17 protein-coding genes and 3 tRNA genes are annotated in these 20,325 nt (G+C 45.0%); 14 read left to right on the forward strand and 6 right to left on the reverse strand.

Annotated elements, in window-relative coordinates; all coding sequences use genetic code 11:
• Positions 1 to 195 precede the first annotated feature (195 nt).
• A tRNA-Cys gene (locus tag Q8W40_RS18395) sits at positions 196 to 269 on the forward strand.
• 40 nt (positions 270 to 309) lie between these two features.
• Here the strand turns inward: Q8W40_RS18395 and Q8W40_RS18400 are convergent.
• Positions 310 to 1,710 carry an alpha-amylase family protein gene (locus tag Q8W40_RS18400; protein ID WP_305399271.1) on the reverse strand — a complete coding sequence of 467 codons (1,401 nt, stop codon included), beginning with the start codon at positions 1,708 to 1,710 and terminating at the stop codon, positions 310 to 312.
• Positions 1,711 to 2,070: 360 nt separating this feature from the next.
• On the opposite strand from Q8W40_RS18400, the gene Q8W40_RS18405 reads away from it, so the two are divergent.
• From Q8W40_RS18405 to cobA, 8 genes are all read left to right on the forward strand, one after another.
• Positions 2,071 to 3,495 carry an aminotransferase-like domain-containing protein gene (locus Q8W40_RS18405; protein WP_305399272.1) on the forward strand — a complete coding sequence of 475 codons (1,425 nt, stop codon included), beginning with the start codon at positions 2,071 to 2,073 and terminating at the stop codon, positions 3,493 to 3,495.
• Positions 3,496 to 3,706: 211 nt separating this feature from the next.
• A complete protein-coding gene (locus Q8W40_RS18410) occupies positions 3,707 to 5,293 on the forward strand; it encodes a cytochrome ubiquinol oxidase subunit I (protein ID WP_305399273.1) in 1,587 nt (528 codons plus the stop codon).
• Positions 5,294 to 5,305: 12 nt separating this feature from the next.
• Complete coding sequence (cydB, locus tag Q8W40_RS18415; protein WP_305399274.1) at positions 5,306 to 6,442, forward strand: cytochrome d ubiquinol oxidase subunit II; 1,137 nt, start codon at positions 5,306 to 5,308, stop codon at positions 6,440 to 6,442.
• A gap of 10 nt (positions 6,443 to 6,452) precedes the next feature.
• Entirely contained in the window at positions 6,453 to 6,563 is a 111-nt protein-coding gene (gene cydX / locus Q8W40_RS18420; RefSeq protein WP_305399275.1) for a cytochrome bd-I oxidase subunit CydX, read from the forward strand.
• A gap of 506 nt (positions 6,564 to 7,069) precedes the next feature.
• Positions 7,070 to 9,628 (forward strand): nitrite reductase large subunit NirB, encoded by a 2,559-nt coding sequence (gene nirB / locus Q8W40_RS18425; RefSeq protein WP_305399276.1) that lies wholly within the window; start codon positions 7,070 to 7,072, stop codon positions 9,626 to 9,628.
• 2 nt (positions 9,629 to 9,630) lie between these two features.
• The gene (nirD, locus tag Q8W40_RS18430) at positions 9,631 to 9,972 is read left to right on the forward strand and encodes a nitrite reductase small subunit NirD (protein WP_305399277.1); all 342 of its coding nucleotides are present in this window, start codon (positions 9,631 to 9,633) and stop codon (positions 9,970 to 9,972) included.
• A 160-nt stretch (positions 9,973 to 10,132) separates the two neighbouring features.
• Positions 10,133 to 10,945: a formate/nitrite transporter family protein gene (locus Q8W40_RS18435; protein ID WP_101114313.1), complete on the forward strand. Its 813-nt coding sequence runs from the start codon at positions 10,133 to 10,135 to the stop codon at positions 10,943 to 10,945.
• A 92-nt stretch (positions 10,946 to 11,037) separates the two neighbouring features.
• Positions 11,038 to 11,853 carry a uroporphyrinogen-III C-methyltransferase gene (gene cobA / locus Q8W40_RS18440; protein WP_305399278.1) on the forward strand — a complete coding sequence of 272 codons (816 nt, stop codon included), beginning with the start codon at positions 11,038 to 11,040 and terminating at the stop codon, positions 11,851 to 11,853.
• Here the strand turns inward: cobA and Q8W40_RS18445 are convergent.
• A complete protein-coding gene (locus tag Q8W40_RS18445) occupies positions 11,850 to 12,665 on the reverse strand; it encodes an aminotransferase class IV family protein (RefSeq protein ID WP_305399279.1) in 816 nt (271 codons plus the stop codon). The two genes, cobA and Q8W40_RS18445, sit on opposite strands and share 4 nt — an antisense overlap.
• Positions 12,666 to 12,745: 80 nt before the next feature.
• On the opposite strand from Q8W40_RS18445, the gene Q8W40_RS18450 reads away from it, so the two are divergent.
• From Q8W40_RS18450 to Q8W40_RS18470, 5 genes are all read left to right on the forward strand, one after another.
• Entirely contained in the window at positions 12,746 to 13,105 is a 360-nt protein-coding gene (locus Q8W40_RS18450; RefSeq protein ID WP_305399280.1) for a MerR family transcriptional regulator, read from the forward strand.
• Between the two features lie 207 nt (positions 13,106 to 13,312).
• A tRNA-Leu gene (locus tag Q8W40_RS18455) sits at positions 13,313 to 13,399 on the forward strand.
• Positions 13,400 to 13,562: 163 nt separating this feature from the next.
• Positions 13,563 to 13,636, forward strand: a tRNA-Cys gene (locus Q8W40_RS18460).
• 230 nt (positions 13,637 to 13,866) lie between these two features.
• Positions 13,867 to 14,670: a tetratricopeptide repeat protein gene (locus tag Q8W40_RS18465; protein ID WP_370693404.1), complete on the forward strand. Its 804-nt coding sequence runs from the start codon at positions 13,867 to 13,869 to the stop codon at positions 14,668 to 14,670.
• A 136-nt stretch (positions 14,671 to 14,806) separates the two neighbouring features.
• Positions 14,807 to 16,483, forward strand: coding sequence for an amidohydrolase (locus Q8W40_RS18470; RefSeq protein WP_305399282.1), 1,677 nt, complete (start codon positions 14,807 to 14,809; stop codon positions 16,481 to 16,483).
• A gap of 91 nt (positions 16,484 to 16,574) precedes the next feature.
• On the opposite strand, the gene Q8W40_RS18475 is transcribed toward Q8W40_RS18470, so the two are convergent.
• From Q8W40_RS18475 to Q8W40_RS18490, 4 genes are read right to left on the reverse strand one after another with little or no spacing between them, the layout of a single operon-like run.
• Positions 16,575 to 17,384, reverse strand: a complete 810-nt coding sequence (locus Q8W40_RS18475) for an ATP-binding cassette domain-containing protein (protein ID WP_305399283.1) — start codon at positions 17,382 to 17,384, stop codon at positions 16,575 to 16,577.
• A 3-nt stretch (positions 17,385 to 17,387) separates the two neighbouring features.
• Positions 17,388 to 18,365: an iron chelate uptake ABC transporter family permease subunit gene (locus Q8W40_RS18480; RefSeq protein ID WP_101114318.1), complete on the reverse strand. Its 978-nt coding sequence runs from the start codon at positions 18,363 to 18,365 to the stop codon at positions 17,388 to 17,390.
• Positions 18,362 to 19,396, reverse strand: a complete 1,035-nt coding sequence (locus Q8W40_RS18485; RefSeq protein WP_305399284.1) for a FecCD family ABC transporter permease — start codon at positions 19,394 to 19,396, stop codon at positions 18,362 to 18,364. Before Q8W40_RS18485 ends, Q8W40_RS18480 begins: the two co-directional genes overlap by 4 nt.
• A complete protein-coding gene (locus Q8W40_RS18490; protein WP_305399285.1) occupies positions 19,396 to 20,277 on the reverse strand; it encodes a Fe(3+) dicitrate ABC transporter substrate-binding protein in 882 nt (293 codons plus the stop codon). Before Q8W40_RS18490 ends, Q8W40_RS18485 begins: the two co-directional genes overlap by 1 nt.
• Positions 20,278 to 20,325: the final 48 nt, after the last annotated feature.

The raw sequence follows: 20,325 nt of genomic DNA on the forward strand, positions 1-20,325 counted from the left end.
AACATCTCGCTCTCGAGCTGACCGGCCGAAATGTCGGACCATCAATTCCGGCCCGGGGCACCATCATTTAATTTTGATAGCAAAATGGTATTGAGATTCAACATCTCGCTCTCGAGCTGACCGGCCGAAATGTCGGACCATCAAGTTCAGCCCGGGCACCATCATTCAAAAAAACCGCATTAAAAAATAGAAAATGGCGCCTTGGCAGAGTGGCTATGCAGCGGATTGCAAATCCGTGGACCTCGGTTCGACTCCGGGAGGCGCCTCCATTATCTATTCTATTGCTCCTATCTACGTTACTACCCCGATCTAAAGCTTATACATTCTCGCACTGCGAGCAGGCAGCTCAAATGTGTGGTAACGGGAATCTACCGTCGTCTGAGCACCCGATAACGTATCGGTGTAGGGCATGTACCAATTAAATTCATACTGGTATGTATCGACAGTCACATTGCGAGACTCGCCACATTTATTAATGCCTACCACACCCACTTTTCCACGTTTAAACAGTAACGAGCACGCATCGCTATGCAGCATGGTCATTGGTTGTCCTTGCATTACGTTATGAAAACGCAGCATGTTCTTCATGGTGTTATCGTTCCACACGTTCGCCCAACGACCATTGTCTCTGTCCTCATGGTCAGGTAACTCATCACTGTAGATAAGTGGTGTTCCACCGTCTCTTCCTAATACGTAGGCATACGCGAGTTCTTCATCCTTCGGATCCATTATTTGATGGCGAAATCCGTCGTTGTTCGGAATATCGTGAGTAACGGTAAAGGTGATGGCTCGTGTCCCTTCCAACGCTTGTCCGTATGCGAGCGGATCGTGCAGCAAGTTCATGCTGCCGTTAAACGAAAACGCTCTGCGTATCGAAGCAAATAGGGGGAAATCATATGCCGAATGATTGGTATCGTTCAGGTAGGGGGCTAAAAAGCCATCGTAACCCGCATTTCCTCTGCCGCCATCGGTTATGACTTCGCCGAAAATGTGCATGTTTGCCGTAATTTCAGGGGTGAATATTTGGTTTATGTGGAGTGGACTCATGTGCTTAACTGCATCAACCCTAAAGCCTTTGATCCCCATATTTTTCAAAGCTTGTAAGTACTGGCGCTGTTGATTCACAACCCAGTGATTAGGTGTCAAATCGGGTAAGCCTGTGTCACCATTCCCACCACACAATCGCCAGTACTGAACGTGACCTGGGTTATTCCAATCGGTGATACACCCAGCTGGGTGAAAGTCGGAGGAGGAGTACTGGTTATCGCTTATATCGCCAAACAAGGTTTGGTTTTGATAGTAGGCGGCTCGTGATGCATAGTCTTGCAAAACGTCACTACCGGGATAGTTCAGCCCGTCGGTTTTTAATGACTCATTGGCCATGTGATTCATAACAACATCGGCGTAAACAGCCACCTGATGGCGGTTAAGAGCATCAATCATTGCTTGAAGATCTTGTTTGTTTCCAATAGGTGAGTCAATCACTCGAAAATCGAGTGGTTGGTAGCGAGCCCACCACTGATCGCCACGCGATTTCATAGCCGGAGAGATTAAAACCTTCTTGTAACCCGCTTGGGCAATTTGTTCTGCCTTTGCGGTTACATCGGAGTATTTCCAGTTAAATGCATGGAGAATAGCTTCTGCGGAAGCGAATTGAGGTACGGCGAGGCTAGCCAAAGCCGCGATGGTCATTTTCGTTATTTTTTGCATAGGGTTTGTCTTTTATTGTTGGTGAATGCAAAAAATATATTTATAGATTTATAAGTAAAGATGGCTGAGATTTATACCTGAAAGACCATCAACATCTGTATGGGTAAAAAGTGCCAAATTGTGTGCTTGTTAAAGTTTTGCTTCCAGTATTGGATGAAGCAAAAAATCAATTAAATAGTGACGTTGTCACATATCGTGGTCGTGAAAGTTGTATCGGAACTTAAGTTAATCGGCGCTCCAGTTATCCCGCGATTTTGGCACATATGGACAGTAGTTGGTCAATCGGCTTGTATTAACCCTATGAGACTATTATATTTTCTTCGCTTTGACGTTATTTGAGTATTGTAAGGAATTAACGGCATGAAGAAACCGCAAAAACTGGCTCGTGAATTGAAGAAGCAAATAGAGCATAAAATCTGGCAGAGCGGTGAAAAAATCCCTTCAATACGAGAAACGTGTAAGCGTTATGGTTTGAGTATTGAAACGGTTTTGCAGGCCTATCAGTTGCTGGAAAATCAAGGTTATGTAAAATCGAAACCCAAATCTGGTTACTTCGTTTTGCCAAGAAGAACAGCAGAAGTTCAAAGCCAAAATGAACGTAAAAAGCTTCAGCCTTTTCCTGTCAAAATCAGTGATCTTTTGTACGATGTGGTGCAAAGGGCAAAAGACCCAAGCATCATCCCGCTCAGTTCAGCCTTTCCCGATCCCGCGCTGTTCCCACACCAAGCATTATCCAGAAGCCTTGCCAATGCTAGCAGGCAAATGCCAAGTAACAGTATGCTAACCAACTTACCGCCGGGGAGCGATTCTCTGCGTAGGCAGATTGCCCAGCGATATCAGCACCGTGGGGTGAATGTATTACCCGACGACATTGTGATCACCTCGGGTGCGATGGAAGCACTGAGTTTAAGTTTGCAGTCGTGCACTGAGCCAGGCGATCTGGTTGCCATCGAATATCCAGCGTTTTATGGTGCGTTACAAGCCATTGAAAGGTTAAATTTAACCGCCGTTGAAATCCCTACAGATGCGGTGAATGGTCTTGATTTTGGGGCTTTGGAATCTGCGCTTGCTACGATGGATATTAAAGCGTGCTGGTTTATGACACACGCCCAAAACCCCGTCGGTTACAGCCTTTCTGAAGAAAAAAAGAGAGATCTCGCTACTCTCGTTTCTCGATACAACGTCCCAATGATTGAAGACGATGTGTACGGCGAACTTTATACTGGGGCAATCGCGCCATTACCCGCCAAAGCGTATGATGAATCGAATCAAATATTGCTGTGTGGCTCGTTTTCCAAATCCCTTTCTCCGGGGTTTAGAATCGGTTGGGTGGTCGCTGGGGATCGGGCACTATCTATCCAGCGCTTGCAGCATCTTTCTACTTTATCTACCAGCATTCCTATTCAATTGGCACTCTCTCATTATTTGACCTTTTACAACTACGACAATCACTTAAAAAAGTTGAGAAAAATACTCAACGAGCGGAAACAGGCTTACATTGAATGCTTGAATGAAAAGCTTCCCAAGAGTACGACGGTTAAAGCGACCGATGGTGGGTATTTTGTTTGGGTTGAACTAGAGCCGAAAGTGAATGTAGAAACATTGTACGAAGCAGCGTTGAAAGCCAATATTTCGATCGCTCCCGGGATCATTTTCAGTAGCGATAAGCTGTTTTGTCATCACCTAAGAATCAACACATCGTATCCATGTGACGATCGAATTCTGGCGGCAATCACGCAACTGGGTAATTTAATTCAGGCGTTATCTGACTCTGAAAGTGGATAGCGAGTCAGTGAGAAAATGTTATCGTTCCCTTTTTTTGTTCAACAAACTGTTCTATTTTTTGTTCCATAATCTGTTCTAGTTAGAAAATCCTCCCTTATGTTGGAATAGCCCGCGAAATCGAGCTTCGATTTGCGAGCTTTCCAATTCTAATCGTCTTTTAAAGCAAACAAGTTGGCTCGGTAAAAATGTTAGCTGATGTTTTGGAGCTTTAATGTTTGATGTTATAGAGCTATCGCGTTTGCAGTTCGCCTTAACTGCGATGTTTCACTTCCTATTTGTGCCGCTTACCGTTGGTATGTCTTGCCTACTCGCCATTATGGAATCTGTCTATGTGATGACCGGAAAAGTTATCTACAAAGACATGACTCAGTTCTGGGGAAAACTCTTTGGAATCAACTTTGCGCTGGGTGTTTCAACGGGGCTAACCATGGAGTTTCAATTTGGTACTAACTGGTCTTATTACTCACACTATGTGGGCGACATATTTGGCGCACCTCTGGCGATTGAAGCTTTAGTCGCCTTTTTTCTCGAATCCACTTTTGTTGGGTTGTTCTTTTTCGGTTGGGATAGGTTAACCAAACGTCAGCACCTTTTGGCAACGTGGTTGGTGGCATTGGGGTCGAGCTTTTCTGCACTCTGGATATTGGTTGCAAACGGGTGGATGCAAAATCCCGTTGGCTCCGAATTTAACTACACCACCATGAGAATGGAAATGGTGAGTTTTGCGGAAGTGGTACTGAATCCGGTAGCGCAAGTGAAATTCGTACACACCGTCGCTTCCTCCTACACCTGCGGCGCAATGTTTATTCTCGGCATCAGCGCGTATTACTTGTTAAAGGGCAGGGATGTGGCGTTTGCGCGTCGCTCTTTTGCCATCGCTGCCTCATTTGGTATGGCTTCTATTGTTTCAGTGATCATTTTGGGTGATGAATCTGGATATGAGCTGGGTGGTGTTCAGAAAGTAAAGCTTGCCGCGATAGAAGCGGAATGGCACACCGAACCTGCACCCGCTGCGTTTACTTTAGTTGGTATTCCGGATCAAGAAAACATGCGTAACGACTACGCGATTAAAATACCCTACGTTATGGGGATAATCACGACGCGTTCACTGACAGAGCAAGTGACGGGACTCATTGATTTGCGTGAAGAGCATATCGAACGTATCCGCAATGGCATGCTGGCTTATGAGTTACTCGAAAAACTCAGGGCAGGCGATCAAACAGATCATTCCCTACAACAGTTTGATGCGCTGAAACAAGATTTAGGGTATGGGCTACTCCTTAAGCGCTACACCGACAAGGTGTCCGATGCCAGTGAAGAGCAGATACAACTTGCAGCCGACGACTCGATTCCAACGGTTTGGCCACTGTTTTGGTCATTCAGAATTATGGTTGGGTGTGGATTCATTATGTTGTTTGTTTTTGGCATGGCTTTCTTGCAAACCTGCCGTCAAAAAATCACTCAAAAGCCTTGGGTATTGAAAGCGGCGTTGTTCAGTATTCCACTGCCATGGGTAGCAATTGAAGCAGGCTGGTTTGTTGCGGAATATGGCCGACAACCTTGGGCGGTTGGCGAGATTCTTCCTGTTGATGTGGCGGCCTCTGCCTTACCTATTTCGGATTTGATCTTCTCTTTAGCTGTGATACTCGCGCTGTATACCGTATTTATGATTGTTGAAGCCTATTTGATGGTGAAGGTGGCACGAAAAGGACCAAGTAGCTTAAAGACAGGGCGATATCACTATGAAAATCAGCAAGAAGATGTTCACGCCCACATTTCTAAGCAAGTGATGGCGTAAAGGAGAATAAAGATGTTTGATTACGATACGCTTCGACTCATCTGGTGGGTATTGATTGGTGTTTTACTCATCGGTTTTATGATCACCGACGGCTTTGATATGGGCGTAGGAGCACTGCTGCCATTTGTTGGGCGCACGAATACTGAACGCCGAGTAATGATTAATTCTATTGCCCCACATTGGGACGGTAACCAAGTGTGGCTTATTACCGCAGGTGGCGCGCTATTTGCGGCTTGGCCTTTGGTTTACGCCACGTCCTTTTCGAGCTTTTACGTAGCGATGTACATCACATTAATTGCACTGTGGTTTCGCCCTTTAGCATTGGAGTATCGCGCAAAAATTGAAAGTGAAACTTGGCGTCGTAACTGCGATATCGCCATTTGTTTCTCGGGCACTGTCCCTCCCATTATGTTTGGTGTCGCGTTTGGCAACCTTATCCAAGGTATTCCATTTCAATTGAACGCCCTTCTTATGCCGAGTTATCACGGGACTTTTTTCGAATTGCTTAACCCGTTTGCCTTATTATGCGGTGTTGTTGGCTTCTTAATGGCTCTGATGCAAGGCTCCGCGTGGTTATCGATGAAAACCTCTGGGGAAGTGTATGCACGAGCCAACAAGATCTCCAAATGGGTTGGCGTCGTTTTGGCGCTGTGTTTTATTGCCGGAGGCTGGATGTTAACCAAGGTTAACGGTTACGAATTAGTGGGGCAGCTAGGTGTAAATGCAGATTCAAATCCACTGATAAAATCAGTGGTTCAAGGCGAAGGGTTATGGTTTAAAAATTATGTTTTGTACCCAGCGTTTTGGATAGCGCCTATCTTAGGTATTGCTTTACCCTTATTTGCGAGCATTATGTCTGGCTTTTCTAAAAATGGCTGGGCGTTTTTGTTTAGCAGCCTTGCCAATGCCGCCATCATTGCAACAGCAGGCTGTACGATGTTTCCCTTTATCATTCCTTCCAGCCACAGCCCTAATCACAGCTTAACGTTATGGGATTCAACATCAAGCGAACTTACATTGAATGCGATGACCATTGTGGCGTTTGTTATGGTGCCTACCATTCTTTGTTATACAGCATGGAGTTACTACAAAATGTTTGGTCGATTGGATACCCAATTTGTCGAAAATAACAGTCGGTCGTTGTACTAGGAGAGAAAGTATGTGGTATTTCGTATGGATTTTGGGGCTACTGCTTGCGGCAGCGTTTGGCATTATTAACGCACTTTGGCTTGAATACTCCGATTCAATGGATTCTGACATTCACGACTAGAACGCGTAGAACCTAACGCCTTCAAAATTTAGCCCAGTAGTGTGTTGCTCGACTAATAAGACACATACTGGGCTTCTAATTCAATATTTAAACCTTATGGTATCGAGTTTATTTGGGAAGAAATACACGAGCTCAACCATCACAATTGGAGGTTTATCGAGGCGCTCAAATTGACTCGCATAGGTCTGCGTATTCGATAAAAGATCAACAAGCCTTAGTAAATGGTCTTGCATAATTACACTAATTGTCAGGTTATTAATTGATATATACGTAAATTAGTTATTTAAATGAAATATTTTTACACATTGATGATTGGTTAAATGTTGGTCTTAACACATTGTTGTTAAAGGTTTGATGATGATATTGCAATTAGATTGATGGATCTTTATCCGTTTGATCTACCACTTTAGGGTAGTTTGAAAACGTAATTGATTTACATCATGTCTTCATATTCGTTCACAATTAAGAATAAGCTCAGTTAAGAATAAAAACCGTCAGGAAGTCTTATGAGCAAGTTGAAGCTAGTCGTAATAGGGAATGGCATGGTCGGCCATCGCTATATCGAAGATTTAGTCGACAAAACGGACGTGTCTGAATTAGACATTACTGTGTTTTGTGAAGAACCACGCGTCGCTTACGACCGAGTCCACTTATCGTCTTATTTCTCTCACCATACTGCTGACGAGCTTTCGTTAGTAAAAGAAGGCTTCTACGAAAAACACGGCATCAACATGCTAATCGGTGAGCGAGCTATCAACGTTAACCGTGAAAAACAAATGGTGTATTCAAGTACCGGTCGCGAAATCCAATACGACAAGTTGGTGCTTGCAACAGGCTCTTTTCCGTTTGTCCCACCGATAAAAGGTAACGAAAGCAAAGATTGCTTCGTGTACCGCACCATTGAAGATCTAAAAGAAATCGAAACTTGCGCTAAGAAAAGCAAAAGTGGTGTGGTCATCGGTGGTGGTTTACTTGGCTTAGAAGCGGCAGGCGCGCTAAAAGCACTGGGCGTTGAAACGCATGTTGTGGAATTTGCCCCTGTTCTAATGGCGGAGCAACTTGATTTACAAGGTGGATTGCAGCTGCGTAACAAAATCGAACGGATGGGCGTTCGAGTACATACCAGTAAAAATACCCAAGAAATTGCACCAGAAGGCGTCGAAGCTCGCAACGTAATGCGTTTTGCAGACGATACTGAACTGGAAACCGATTTTATTGTGTTCTCCGCAGGTATCCGCCCGCAAGACAAACTTGCCCGTCAAATGGGGTTAGGCGTAGCGCCTCGTGGTGGTATCGAAATTAATGATCACTGCCAAACAACCGACCAAAACATTTACGCCATAGGCGAATGTGCTTCTTGGAATCAAACTTTCTACGGTCTAGTGGCTCCGGGTTACAAAATGGCAACGGTCGCTGTCGATCACTTGTTGGGCAACGAAAGCCAGTTTGAAGGTGCTGACATGAGCGCCAAGCTTAAATTGCTGGGCGTGAAAGTGGGCTCCATTGGCGATGCCAACGGTCGCACTCCGGGTTCAAAAAGCTACGTTTATCAAAACGAAGAAGACGAAGTATACAAGCGCATTACCGTTTCAGAAGACGGCAAAAAGCTGCTAGGTGCTGTGCTCGTTGGCGACACGTCTGACTACGGCGATTTACTTCAGCTGAAACTGAATGAAATTGACTTACCTGAACACCCAGATACGTTAATTCTTCCTGCTCATGCAGGGGCAGAAAAACCCTCTTTAGGCGCAGATTCATTGCCTGAAACCGCGGTTATCTGTTCTTGTTTCGATGTAACCAAAGGCAAAATTGCCACAGCAGTTGCAGAAGGGCATCACACTCTGGCAGACATCAAAGCTGTTACGGGTGCTGGAACAGGATGTGGGGGTTGTATTCCGCTGGTTACTTCTGTTCTAAACGCGGAACTGGCGAAATCTGGCATTGAAGTGAAAAGTGATATTTGTGAACACTTTGCTTATTCACGCCAAGAACTCTTCCACTTGATTCGCATTGAAGAAATCAAAACGTACGACGAATTATTAGAGAAGCACGGTAAAGGGTACGGCTGTGAAGTTTGTAAACCTGCGGTGGGTTCTATCTTGGCATCGTGCTGGGGCGAACACATTCTTAAACCGCAATTGGTCAAATTGCACGATACCAACGACAACTTCCTTGGAAACATCCAAAAGGACGGCACTTACTCGGTTATTCCTAGAATGGCGGGTGGTGAAGTCACACCAAAAGCACTAGCAGCGTTGGCTCAGGTAGGTGAAGAATACAACTTATACACCAAAGTGACGGGTGCACAGCGTATCGGTTTGTTTGGTGCACAAAAAGACGATCTTCCAGAGATCTGGCGCAAGCTGATTAACGCCGGTTTTGAAACAGGTCAGGCGTACGCGAAAGCACTCCGCATGGCGAAAACGTGTGTGGGTTCGACATGGTGTCGTTATGGTGTACAGGATTCTGTCGGTTTAGGTTCTCGCATCGAAAATCGCTACAAAGGCATTCGTACTCCACACAAAATGAAGTTTGGTGTGTCAGGGTGTACCCGTGAATGTGCAGAGGCGCAAGGTAAGGACTTGGGTATCATCGCGACGGATGCCGGTTGGAACATGTATGTCTGTGGTAATGGCGGTATGAAGCCAAGACACGCAGACCTACTCGCCATGGACTTAGATGAAGAGACGCTGATCCGTTACATCGACCGATTCATGATGTTCTACATTCGAACGTCTGCGCCGCTTCAGCGCACCTCTGTGTGGTTAGACAATCTAGAAGGTGGTGTGGATTACCTAAGAGAAGTTATTGTCGATGACAAGCTAGGTCTTAACGACCAGTTAGAAGCTGACATTGCCAAGTTGGTTTCGGAATTCCGTTGCGAATGGACGGATACGATTAATGACGAAAACCAACTTAAGCGTTTCTCTCATTTCATTAACTCCGATAAGCGAGATGACAACGTATTGTTTGTCCCAGAGCGAGAGCAACATCGCCCTGCAACGTTTACTGAAAAACATCCCGATGCGAAAGGCGACATCTTGCATGTGGAACTGGAGGGGTAATCATGACGAAAGGTAAAGCTCAAATGTTTGAACAAATTTGCGATATCAACGACATCGTACCCGGCACCGGCGTTTGTGCATTAGTGAACGGGCAGCAAGTAGCGGTATTTCGCCCTACAGAAGAAGAGGCAGTATTTGCCATCAGCAATACCGACCCTTTCGCTCAATCCAATGTGTTGTCACGTGGTTTGATAGGGGAGCATAAAGGGGAGTTATGGGTAGCAAGCCCTCTCAAGAAGCAACACTTCAACCTTGCGACAGGTGTTTGTATGGAAGATGAGCGTTTTAACGTGAAATCTTATCAAGCGCGAGTTAATAGTGGCATTGTTGAAATTTCCGCTTAAACTGCGTCGCGTTTCTAAAATCCAAACGGGATTCAAGCCTACAGAAATTTAATAGCAAAAAGGTTTCCCGCTCTTCAGCAAGGTAAGTGAGCGAGGAAGTGCGGGGAGCCTTTGTCTATTCAATTTTAATTTTTAACTTTCTTAGGGAATAAGGTCGAGTATGTCTTACGTAAAACCTGCTGAATTCGTTCAAACTATGATTGATGCTGGCGAAAGCAAAGTGTTCATGTCTACGCGTGATACGCTTATTCGCGGGATAATGGCTGGCGCTGTATTAGCGATTGCCGTTGCCGTAGCGATTACCGCTGCAGTACAAACGGGCATTCCAATTGTCGGCGCGTTAGTGTTTCCCGTCGGTTTTTGTATCTTAAACTTAATGGGTTTTGATTTGTTGACGGGCGTATTTGCTTTGGCGCCGTTAGCATTATTCGAGAAACGTCCAGGTGTAACCAAAGCGGGCATACTGCGTAATTGGTTGCTTGTCGGCTTAGGCAACCTAATTGGCGCTTTGTCTGTTGCTTTCCTTGTTGCGCTTACCTTCACAATGAACTTCAGCATGGACCCAGGAGCAGTGGGGCAAGCGTTTATTAAAGCGTCGACCTCTCGTACTCTTGGCTTTGCAGAACATGGTATGGATGGCTGGATTACTGTTTTTGTTAAAGGCATTCTGTGTAACTGGATGGTATCGCTAGGCGTTGTTGGGGCAATGGTTTCTAAATCCGTAAGCGGTAAAGTTCTGGCAATGTGGTTCCCAATTTTCATTTTCTTTGGCCTAGTATTCGAACACGCTGTAGTAAATATGTACCTATTCCCACTTGGCATGATGCTTGGTGCGGAGTTCACCATTACGGATTGGTTAGTATGGAACCAAATTCCAGTGACTTTGGGTAACTTAGTCGGTGGTCTTCTTATCACGGGTATGAGCCTTTACGTGACTCACGCGAAAACACTTCCAGCTCGCAACGCTAAATAAACCATCATTGAGCCCCTTACGAGGGGCTCTTTTTCTTTTCTCTTTTTTCTTTTTTCTTTTTTCTTTTTCTGATGTCACCAATGGAGCTGCCTATGTCTTCTTCTCCAATTGCTATTGCTGAAAAAACGGCTATCGCTGAAAAAACAGCTGAGTTGTCTGATAAAAAACGTGTTTCTGCAGAAAACGGATTTGTTTCGTTGGTTGGTGCAGGTCCCGGCGATCCAGATTTACTCACAATGAAGGGGTATCGTGTTATTCAGAAAGCGGAAGTGGTTGTGTATGACCGCTTGGTATCAAAGGAGATATTAGCGTTAGCAAATGAAAATGCAGAAATGATTTACGTAGGTAAAAAGCTGGATTATCACTGCGTGCCTCAGGATCAAATCAACCAAATCCTAGTGGATAAAGCGAATGAAGGAAAACGCGTGGTTCGCTTAAAAGGCGGCGACTCGTTCATTTTTGGTCGCGGTGGAGAAGAGCTAGAAACACTGGCAGAAAATAACGTTTATTTTGAAGTGGTTCCGGGTATTACAGCTGCTGCTGGTGCAACCAGCTACGCTGGCATACCACTCACTCATCGAGACTACGCTCAGAGCGTTCAGTTTATTACGGGTCACATTCAAAAAAACGGCCAAGAAATTCAGTGGGATTCACTCACTCAATCCAACAATACGTTGGTGTTTTATATGGGCTTAAAGCAAAGCGGCAATATCGCGAACAACCTGATCACTCATGGGCTTTCAGAAGATACGTCGTGCGCTATCATCCAAAAAGGCACCACGAGAGATCAAAAAGTGTGGGTATGCTCATTAAAAGAACTCCCTATCGTCGCGGAGCAAGCGGAAAGCCCATCGTTGATCGTTGTTGGGGAAGTCACCCAACTTCACCACAAGCTAAAGTGGCGTTAACACGTTTCACTGGGCTCAGCGTTGTAGGCTTTTTGTAGAAGTGAAATGAGTGGTTCTGATTGACTGAACCTTTTGGTTTCAATCATAGAAACTGCGATACCTGAAGTCCAAGAGTTCATCACTGCGGCACCATCGAGTTGTTGTAAGCGTTCAAGCGTTATCGTTTCGCTACGTTGTGGAATTTCAAGCAGTTCGAGTTGCCTTTGAATCATCTGCATCATCGTCCCTTTTAACATACTGGCTTGTGGCCAAATAACGGTTTCGCCATCCCAAAAAACGAGATTCCAAATGGTCCCTTCACTCAAATGACCATACTTGTTTATAAAAATGGCATCATCAAAACCGCGCCGTGTCGCTTGGTGCAAATAATACGTTTTTGCTATTTCTCCCACATGTTTAATTTCAGCGAGCGGTCTTTCATAATTCACCGTTGCCAATCGGAGTGGACCATTGGGACCGTTTGAAGGTGAACCCGTACGAATGAGCACCTTAGGTAGGACATCCATACTGTCTGTTGTAAATTCTCCTTCCACTGAATACACCGTGATGGTGAGTGATTGATCCGCAGGTCCATTCTCTATCGCAGTTCGAACATAAGATCGTATAACCCCGTCTGATATTGTTTTACCAAAAAGTTCAATTGAAGCCTTATGCAATCGGTTCAAATGCAAGTCCAACGCTTTAACCATTCTGTTACGGACTTGAAGTGCTGTAAAATGTGCAAAGCCAGAAAATGCGAGCCTTGTTATTTCAGAACTTGGTATCGATTGCTCATTCATTAGAGTTTGTTCAGCGATTATGTGTTTTGTCATGATGTAAGATCCTAATTGAACTAATGTTTTAGAGCGATTAGCATAAACCCTCACAGTACTGTGAGGGTCAAGGAGGAAATGTGAAGATTGGTGAATTATCCAAGCAAACAGGAGTAAGTATTCGGATGCTGCGTTATTACGAAGAACATGGATTGCTTAAACCTCATCGCACTCATGCTGGGTATCGTGACTTTGACTCGAAAGAAATCCGTACGATTGAAAGGATCAAACTTCTAAGCAGTGCAGGTATGAATTTGAATACCATTCTGCAATTTTTGCCTTGTATCCGAGGTGATGAACCCGTTTTTGAACCTTGTGACGAACTTAGGTTATTGTTGCGAGAACAAATTCGAATTTCGGATAAGAAAGCGGTGGAGTTGGCTGAAAGCCAGAAAATACTGAAGAGTTTCCTGTACCAAATTGAAAATAGCTCTTTTTAATTGGCCTTTTCGGTTTTTCTGTGTGCGACTTGGATAGAATCTGACCGAACAAACAGGAATTTCAAATTTACCGTTGACTGAAAACAGAATTACGATAAAGTACACCTCGTCTTCAGCGCTTAAGGTGCTGAAAAATAGAAACAGTTAAATCGTTTCTATGATGGTGTCTTACTTCTTCAGTAAACAGCATCGCAAGAATATTGCGTTGCCCTGGTGGTGGAATTGGTAGACACAAGGGATTTAAAATCCCTCGGCGTTCGCGCTGTGCCGGTTCAAGTCCGGCCCGGGGCACCATCAATATGATATTTTTAGTGAACTGTTATTGAGATTCATAATCTCAGCGCTCGAACTGACCGGCCGAAAAGTCGGACCATCAATTCCGGCCCGGGACACCATAAATATTTCGTTTTACCCTGTTGACTTGTTCATTCAGAACACGTTCTTCAAATTAGAAAATGGCGCCTTGGCAGAGTGGCTATGCAGCGGATTGCAAATCCGTGGACCTCGGTTCGACTCCGGGAGGCGCCTCCATTTTCTTGAATTCCCTTACTTTGTAGTAATCCCCTAAAGAACCTTCCTCCTTAAAAACTCAGACCTTATTGATTAACCGTTATTTTTGTAGCGTTAGCTCACATCATTAAACACACACGTTATTTCCATTCTTTGAATCAGTTACTGGTATTGCTAGAGTTAATTAAATACATATTTATTTTATCAATAGGCCAGCCATGCAAATACGTTTTTTGCTCCTGCTCACTGTTATGTTGTCAGGTTTTGTCAGTGCAGAAACTCCTCAGAAGTACTCTGATACTGAAATGTTGGATAGACCATTAATGGAGCGCTACATACTGGATGAACTGAAAGCGCTAAGATCGGAACAGCAAACGTTAGAAAAACGGCTCACGGTGCAGTTTACCGAAAGAGAGCTGCAAGTCGCCGACAAGTCATTGAATTATGCGAATGTCACCGTAACGTATTTCTTCTACATCATTGCGGGTGTTGCGTCGCTTATTGCGCTGGTGGGCTGGCAATCGCTCAGAGAATTTAAAAACAATACCCAAGAGATGGCTGATAAGCGTTTAGATGAGATTGCGCTGGAATACGAGAAAAAATTTCTTGAATTAGAAAGAGATTTAAAACGTAAAACTCGTATTATTAGCCAAAATAACAAAGATATAGAAGTAATTAACGAGATCCACAACTTGTGGTTAAGAGCGCAAAGCATGCCGACGCCAGAACAAAGAATGGAAGTTTACGATGAAATACTGCGTATTCGCCCCGGCGATTTAGAAGCGATGACATACAAAGCCGATGCTGCAATGGAAATCCGTGAATATCACTGGGCATTAAGCTTGTGTAATCGCGTTTTGGATCTGGACGAATTGAATGGTCCAGCCCTGTATCAGAGAGCCTGTGCGTATTCTCGTTTAGGCGCAGAAGATCAAGCAATCGAGGATTTGGAAAAAGCCATCCAATCTAGCCCATCTGTTCGGGACCATATCTATGAAGAAAAAGATTTCGAACCTTTACGCGGTAACCCTCGATTCGATGACCTTATCTCGTGATTAAATTCTTCAATAGCTGCATCAATGAGTGTTTGTGATGGGAAGTTACGTTCAAAAGTGGTTTTTAGTGGGTGATTAAAGGTCGTATTATTGATTTAACGTAACCAATGGTTGATTCAACCTTCGTGAGTTAAATATGAAATTATATGCGCCAGTCGCCGCGAGCTTAGCCCTTGTTTCTTCTTTCTGTTTTGCGAGCCCTGATTTAATTTTGTCGCACGGTAATGTTATCCCAATGACGGGAGAACAAGATCGTGCCCAGTCTATTGCCATAAAAGATGGGAACGTAATAGCAGTCGGGAGCAATATCGAGATGCTTCAACTGAAAGGTGAGAACACAGTTGTGCGTAGCCTCGAAGGGAAGACCGTTGTTCCTGGATTTATTGACTCGCATGGCCATTTCGCACAATACATTCCCTTAATCGAAAGCCAGTTTCTCTACCCAGCGCCGATGGGCAATGTAAATTCATTGACCGACATCGGCACAACGATGAAACCATATTTTGACGCACAAAGCCCCAACCAGAACATATTGCATGTTGCCTTTGGTTACGATGATGCAGAACTAGAAGAAAACCGACACCCAACCAAAGAAGAACTCGATGCAATAAGCTACGGGTTCGCATTTTGTGCCGTCCATATTTCGGGGCACTTAGCCACGTGTAACACGAAAGGGTTAGCATTGATTGGTTATGACAATACCACTCCCGATCCCGCAGGTGGGGTAATACGCCGTAGCGAAGATGGGGAAATGACGGGCGTTCTAGAGGAATCTGCCGTTTATGCAATTCTCAATAGCCTGCCAGAAACCACGAAAGAAGACGCGATAAGAAAATTTACCAAGGTGCAAGACCTCTTTGCCAGTTATGGTATTACAACGGCACAAGAGGGGTTGGCGACGCTTCCTACTATCTCTGCGATGAAATCGATGGCGGAACAAAATCTAATGAAAATTGATTTACTCGCGTACGCCAAGTGGGTGGATTTAGACGCCGCCTCAAAGCTTATTCCAATGAAGACCAACATAAATGGCTTTACGTTAGCGGGAGTAAAACTCGTAGGGGATGGTTCACCTCAAGGCAAAACCGCGTATCTTTCCACCCCTTACTATGTTCCGCCACACAGCCATGCTTACGATTACCACGGCTATCCAGTTTTATCTCAAGAAGAGATGAACCAGTGGGTTGAAACGGCATACAAAATGGATGCGCAGATCCTTAGCCACAGCAATGGAGATGCCTCTGCAGACTTGCTACTCAACGCGGTTGAAAGGGCCGATTCAATCTACGGTTTGAAAGATCGCAGAACAGTGGTTATACATGCTCAAACCACGCGACTTGATCAAATCAAGCGGATGAAACAAAACAGAATGATTCCGTCATTTTTTCCTGCTCATACGTATTTTTGGGGAGACTGGCATCGTGATTCGGTTTTAGGTCCTTGGCGAGCCTCGAACATATCACCAATGGGTTGGGCAAACTCAAACGACCTCATGTTTACCATTCACATGGATGCTCCCGTTCTATTTCCAGATATGATGACGAACATGTGGACGGCGGTTAACCGCGTGACACGCACAGGGAAAATACTCGGTGAGCATCATAAAATTAGCGCGTATCAAGCACTTGAAGCCATAACAATAAACAGCGCGTATCAAAATTTTGAAGAAAACGAAAAAGGCACAATCGAGTTTGGCAAAAGGGCAGACTTAGTATTGTTAGACAAAGATCCGCTGGAAGTAGATCCCATGTCAATTAAAGATGTACAAGTGTTAGAAACGCTAAAAGATGGCGTGAGCATCTACAAAAAGTAAGCTTGAATCTGGGTTATAAATAAGTAGTAATATTAAACCTCTAGAAGACAGAACAGCCCACATTTGGTGGGCTGTTGAATTCATAACGCGATTAGGCAAGGCATTCTATTGGCTTAGTCGCTCTTGGAATCGCCATTGGCGTTTGTGTTTCTGGGTCTAGAATAATGCGCGCGTTTAGGTTGAATACCTCGCCAAGCATATTTTCAGTAAACACGGTGTTTGGTGAGCCTTGGGCGTACAAATCGCCAGCTTTTAGAATGATGAGTTCATCGGCATAACGGCACGCTTGGCTAAGATCGTGAAGCACCACAACGACGGTTTTTCCTTGTTTCACAAGCTTTTCCATCAAGTCGAGCAGCTCGTATTGGTGTGATAAGTCCAGATACGTCGTCGGTTCATCAAGCAAAATGATATCCGTATTTTGTGCCAATACCATGGCAATCCAAACACGCTGTCGTTGACCTCCTGAAAGTTCATCAACCCTTCTGGTTGCCAATTCGGTCACGCCTGTGGTTTCCATTGCCTCGTCTACGGCTTGCTTGTCTGCGACTGAAAGCCTCCCCATGGCGTTGAGATAAGGTGCGCGGCCATATCCCACTAACTCTTTTACTGTAATGCCTTCAGGAATAATTGGAGTTTGGGGTAGGAGAGAAACCTGAGCGGCGTATTCTTTATCTTTAAAACCCTGAACAGGTTTGTCATCATAAAGAAAAACATCCCCTTTAGAAGGCTTAAGTAACCGGACAAGTGATTTTAAAAAGGTCGATTTACCACAGCCATTAGGGCCAATCAGCGCCGTCATTTTTCCTTTTTGAATAGAGGTGCTGAGTGACTCGATAATGATGTTTTGTTGGTATTTTAATTCCAGGTTGTTCACGCGGAATGCAGTAGATTGATTCATAAATTACCAATGTTTGTAACGGCTGAGTAAATAGATGAAGTAGGGTGCACCAATGAAGGCAGTGAGCACACCAGCAGGAAGCTCGATAGGTGGCATTAATATTCGAGCAAACAGGTCGGCGCTGAGTAGCAAAACCGCCCCAATGAGAATGGTTGCCGGAATGAGTACAAGGTGGCTCCCTCTTACCATCATTCGTGCCGCGTGTGGTGCAACCAAACCGATAAAACCAATGTTGCCACAAATAGACACTGCCACACACGCCAGCGCAATGGAGACCACCAAAGCAAATAACCGAGTGAATGGCACCGCCACACCCAAACTGTGGGCCGTATCGTCGCCTAGGCTGAGGAGATCCAGCTTATAAGCGAGGTATACAGCAAAAGGCACTAAACAAAGTAACCAAAGAACCAATGTCGGCACGTGTGTCCAATTTCGGCCCCAGACCGATCCAGTTAGCCAAACCATTGAAGTATTGATTTCCAATGGGAAACTCACCAAAAGAAAATCGATACCAGCAGAAAAAACAGCGGCAAGCGCAATGCCGACCAAGGCAAAAGAGGCGGGTCTATCTAACAAGCCTTTCGCGAGTAACAACAAAATAAGCGTAGATACAGCTCCGCCCGTGAGCGCGACAACAGGCAACCAATGGATGGGCATGTCGTTAAAAAATATATTGGCAACAACAACCGCGAAACTGGCTCCAGACGTTACACCAAGAATATCGGGCGAAGCTAATGGGTTTCTCACGACGCCTTGAACCAGTAATCCAGAGAGCGCTAACGCTCCACCAACTAAGCTTGCCACCAACATTCTCGGCATTCTGTATCCGTACAACACAAACTCATGCTCCGTGGACTGCCCAAATAATGTCGAGAATATTTGATCCCATGGAATAACAACCGCGCCTGCGCTAACGTGCCATGTCGCGAATCCTACCCAAATAAAACCGAGCAACGCAGTCCAGTGATACCAACGAATCATCGGATCTCTCCCATTTTCAAACGAACGAAACCAAGGAAGAACAATGCACCAATCATTGTGGTAATAATGCCGACGGGCGTTTCTTGCCCTTGCGAAAGGTATCGACTGGCAATATCAGAATACATAACGAGATTTGCACCAAGAAGCGCCGTTACAGGCAGTTGAGATCGAATATCGGAACCCACCAAAAAGCGAGCAAGATGCGGAGCTATCAAACCAACAAAGGCGATTGGCCCTGCGACACTAACGCTAGATGCAATAAGCAATACAACAACAATGCTGCTTATCGTTCGAACACGGAAAAGATTGCCGCCAACCGAGCGCATCAATTCTTCTCCCAGTTTGAGCAGGTTGAGCTGAAACGCCAGATAGACCGAGACCAAAAAGCCAATAGTTACACTCGGTATCACTAATAATGCGTCGTCCCAATCCGTATTCGCGACGGAACCCGTCAGCCAATGCAGCACACCATAGGCATTTTCGTCGGCAAAGATAACGGCAGCACGCGTAAGAGAGATAAACAAAAAGTTCAGTGCGATACCGGCAAGAATAATACGAAGTGGGTGCGGTCTAGCTGTATGAAGCCCAGCAAGGAAGAACACCAACGTGCCTGCAAATGCAGCACCTGCAAACGTAACAACCAGAACAGGGACAGACTCAAGCCACGGAAGTAAACCCGTAGATGCGAAGGCAAACGCAAAAGCGGCACCTGCACTTACCCCTAAGATAGAGGGGGAGGCGAGTGGGTTTCGCGTGATCGACTGCATCAATAAACCCGCGACACCAAGCCCAACGCCCACAAAGGTCGCGGTTAAAGTGCGTGGTAAACGGATGGAATAGATAATGTGTTGGTGGATAACATTGCCTTCTCTGCCCAGTAGGAGATCCGCGACATCAGCCCAGTTCATAGGAAAACTGGCCGCATTAATCAGCGACCAGCCCATACCCAAAATAAGAAAAAACATCAGCCCTAAGATCATCGCCGGAAAGCGGTAGGGCTGACGTTTTGTAATTGAAAATGTTGTGTCCATTACTGTCTTAGCAAGTGCTCAATTTCTGAAGCCATGATTTCCGCAGCAATCATTCCACGGTTTAGAGACCACAATCTTGCATCTGTTTCTACGTATTGATCGTTCTTAACCGATGTCATTAATGGCCAAAGTGGGTTTTGCTTGTATTTATCGACGGTGGTTTCTGAGCCGTACTCGCCCACAAGGAAATAGTCTGGGTTCAGCTTAACCAGGTTTTCTAATGTCGTGCCGATGTAAGCTTTGCCACCATCTTCTGTAATCGGAGAGCTAAGACCTAAACGAGAAACGACACCGCCAGCGTAAGCTTTAGGGCCGTGCATCCAAACCCCCTTCGATGTCGAGACAGCAAACATAACCGTCGCTTTTTTGTTCACGCGATTCGCAACCTCATCCATGCGCTTACTGTGCGCGGCAACCAGCGACTTCATTTCTTTTTCGCGATCAAATGCAGCGGCGATTTTTACACCTGCTGCGAGGTTATCTTTGTAGGTTTCGCCACGGCTTTTAAGAATAAGCGTTGGCGCAATACGTTTAAGATCTTCATAGATCGCTTCATGACGTTCGATATCGGCGATGATCAAATCGGGCTTTAGTGACGAGATAACTTCTAAGCTCGGTTGAGAGCGAGATCCTACCGATGTCCAATCTGAGATCTTATTGCGTATTGGCTCTATAACTCGGTTAACGTCGCCATCGTCGGCAACACCAACAGGAGAAACACCAAGGTTAGCTAACGCATCAACAAAGCTGAATTCCAGCGCCACAACTCGAACAGGCGCTTTTTCTAGTTTTAATGTGCTCAGTTCGTCTTTAACTTCAATGGATGCAAACGCCTGAAAGGTGAGGAGCAAAAGGGTGGGCATTAACCATTTTTTAAACATATTTAAATCCTTAATATGATTATTATTTAATTGCGTCCCTTATATCAC

This window comes from Vibrio penaeicida (genome assembly GCF_030689305.1).
Lineage (GTDB): Bacteria > Pseudomonadota > Gammaproteobacteria > Enterobacterales > Vibrionaceae > Vibrio > Vibrio penaeicida_B.

Bases quoted from the DNA above. Each gene is read 5' to 3' on its own strand.
- Q8W40_RS18400 (WP_305399271.1), bottom strand. From the start codon at position 1,710: ATGCAAAAAATAACGAAAATGACCATCGCGGCTTTGGCTAGCCTCGCC.
- Q8W40_RS18405 (WP_305399272.1), top strand. From the start codon at position 2,071: ATGAAGAAACCGCAAAAACTGGCTCGTGAATTGAAGAAGCAAATAGAG.
- Q8W40_RS18410 (WP_305399273.1), top strand. From the start codon at position 3,707: ATGTTTGATGTTATAGAGCTATCGCGTTTGCAGTTCGCCTTAACTGCG.
- cydB (WP_305399274.1), top strand. From the start codon at position 5,306: ATGTTTGATTACGATACGCTTCGACTCATCTGGTGGGTATTGATTGGT.
- cydX (WP_305399275.1), top strand. From the start codon at position 6,453: ATGTGGTATTTCGTATGGATTTTGGGGCTACTGCTTGCGGCAGCGTTT.
- nirB (WP_305399276.1), top strand. From the start codon at position 7,070: ATGAGCAAGTTGAAGCTAGTCGTAATAGGGAATGGCATGGTCGGCCAT.
- nirD (WP_305399277.1), top strand. From the start codon at position 9,631: ATGACGAAAGGTAAAGCTCAAATGTTTGAACAAATTTGCGATATCAAC.
- Q8W40_RS18435 (WP_101114313.1), top strand. From the start codon at position 10,133: ATGTCTTACGTAAAACCTGCTGAATTCGTTCAAACTATGATTGATGCT.
- cobA (WP_305399278.1), top strand. From the start codon at position 11,038: ATGTCTTCTTCTCCAATTGCTATTGCTGAAAAAACGGCTATCGCTGAA.
- Q8W40_RS18445 (WP_305399279.1), bottom strand. From the start codon at position 12,665: ATGACAAAACACATAATCGCTGAACAAACTCTAATGAATGAGCAATCG.
- Q8W40_RS18465 (WP_370693404.1), top strand. From the start codon at position 13,867: ATGTTGTCAGGTTTTGTCAGTGCAGAAACTCCTCAGAAGTACTCTGAT.
- Q8W40_RS18470 (WP_305399282.1), top strand. From the start codon at position 14,807: ATGAAATTATATGCGCCAGTCGCCGCGAGCTTAGCCCTTGTTTCTTCT.
- Q8W40_RS18475 (WP_305399283.1), bottom strand. From the start codon at position 17,384: ATGAATCAATCTACTGCATTCCGCGTGAACAACCTGGAATTAAAATAC.
- Q8W40_RS18480 (WP_101114318.1), bottom strand. From the start codon at position 18,365: ATGATTCGTTGGTATCACTGGACTGCGTTGCTCGGTTTTATTTGGGTA.
- Q8W40_RS18485 (WP_305399284.1), bottom strand. From the start codon at position 19,396: ATGGACACAACATTTTCAATTACAAAACGTCAGCCCTACCGCTTTCCG.
- Q8W40_RS18490 (WP_305399285.1), bottom strand. From the start codon at position 20,277: ATGTTTAAAAAATGGTTAATGCCCACCCTTTTGCTCCTCACCTTTCAG.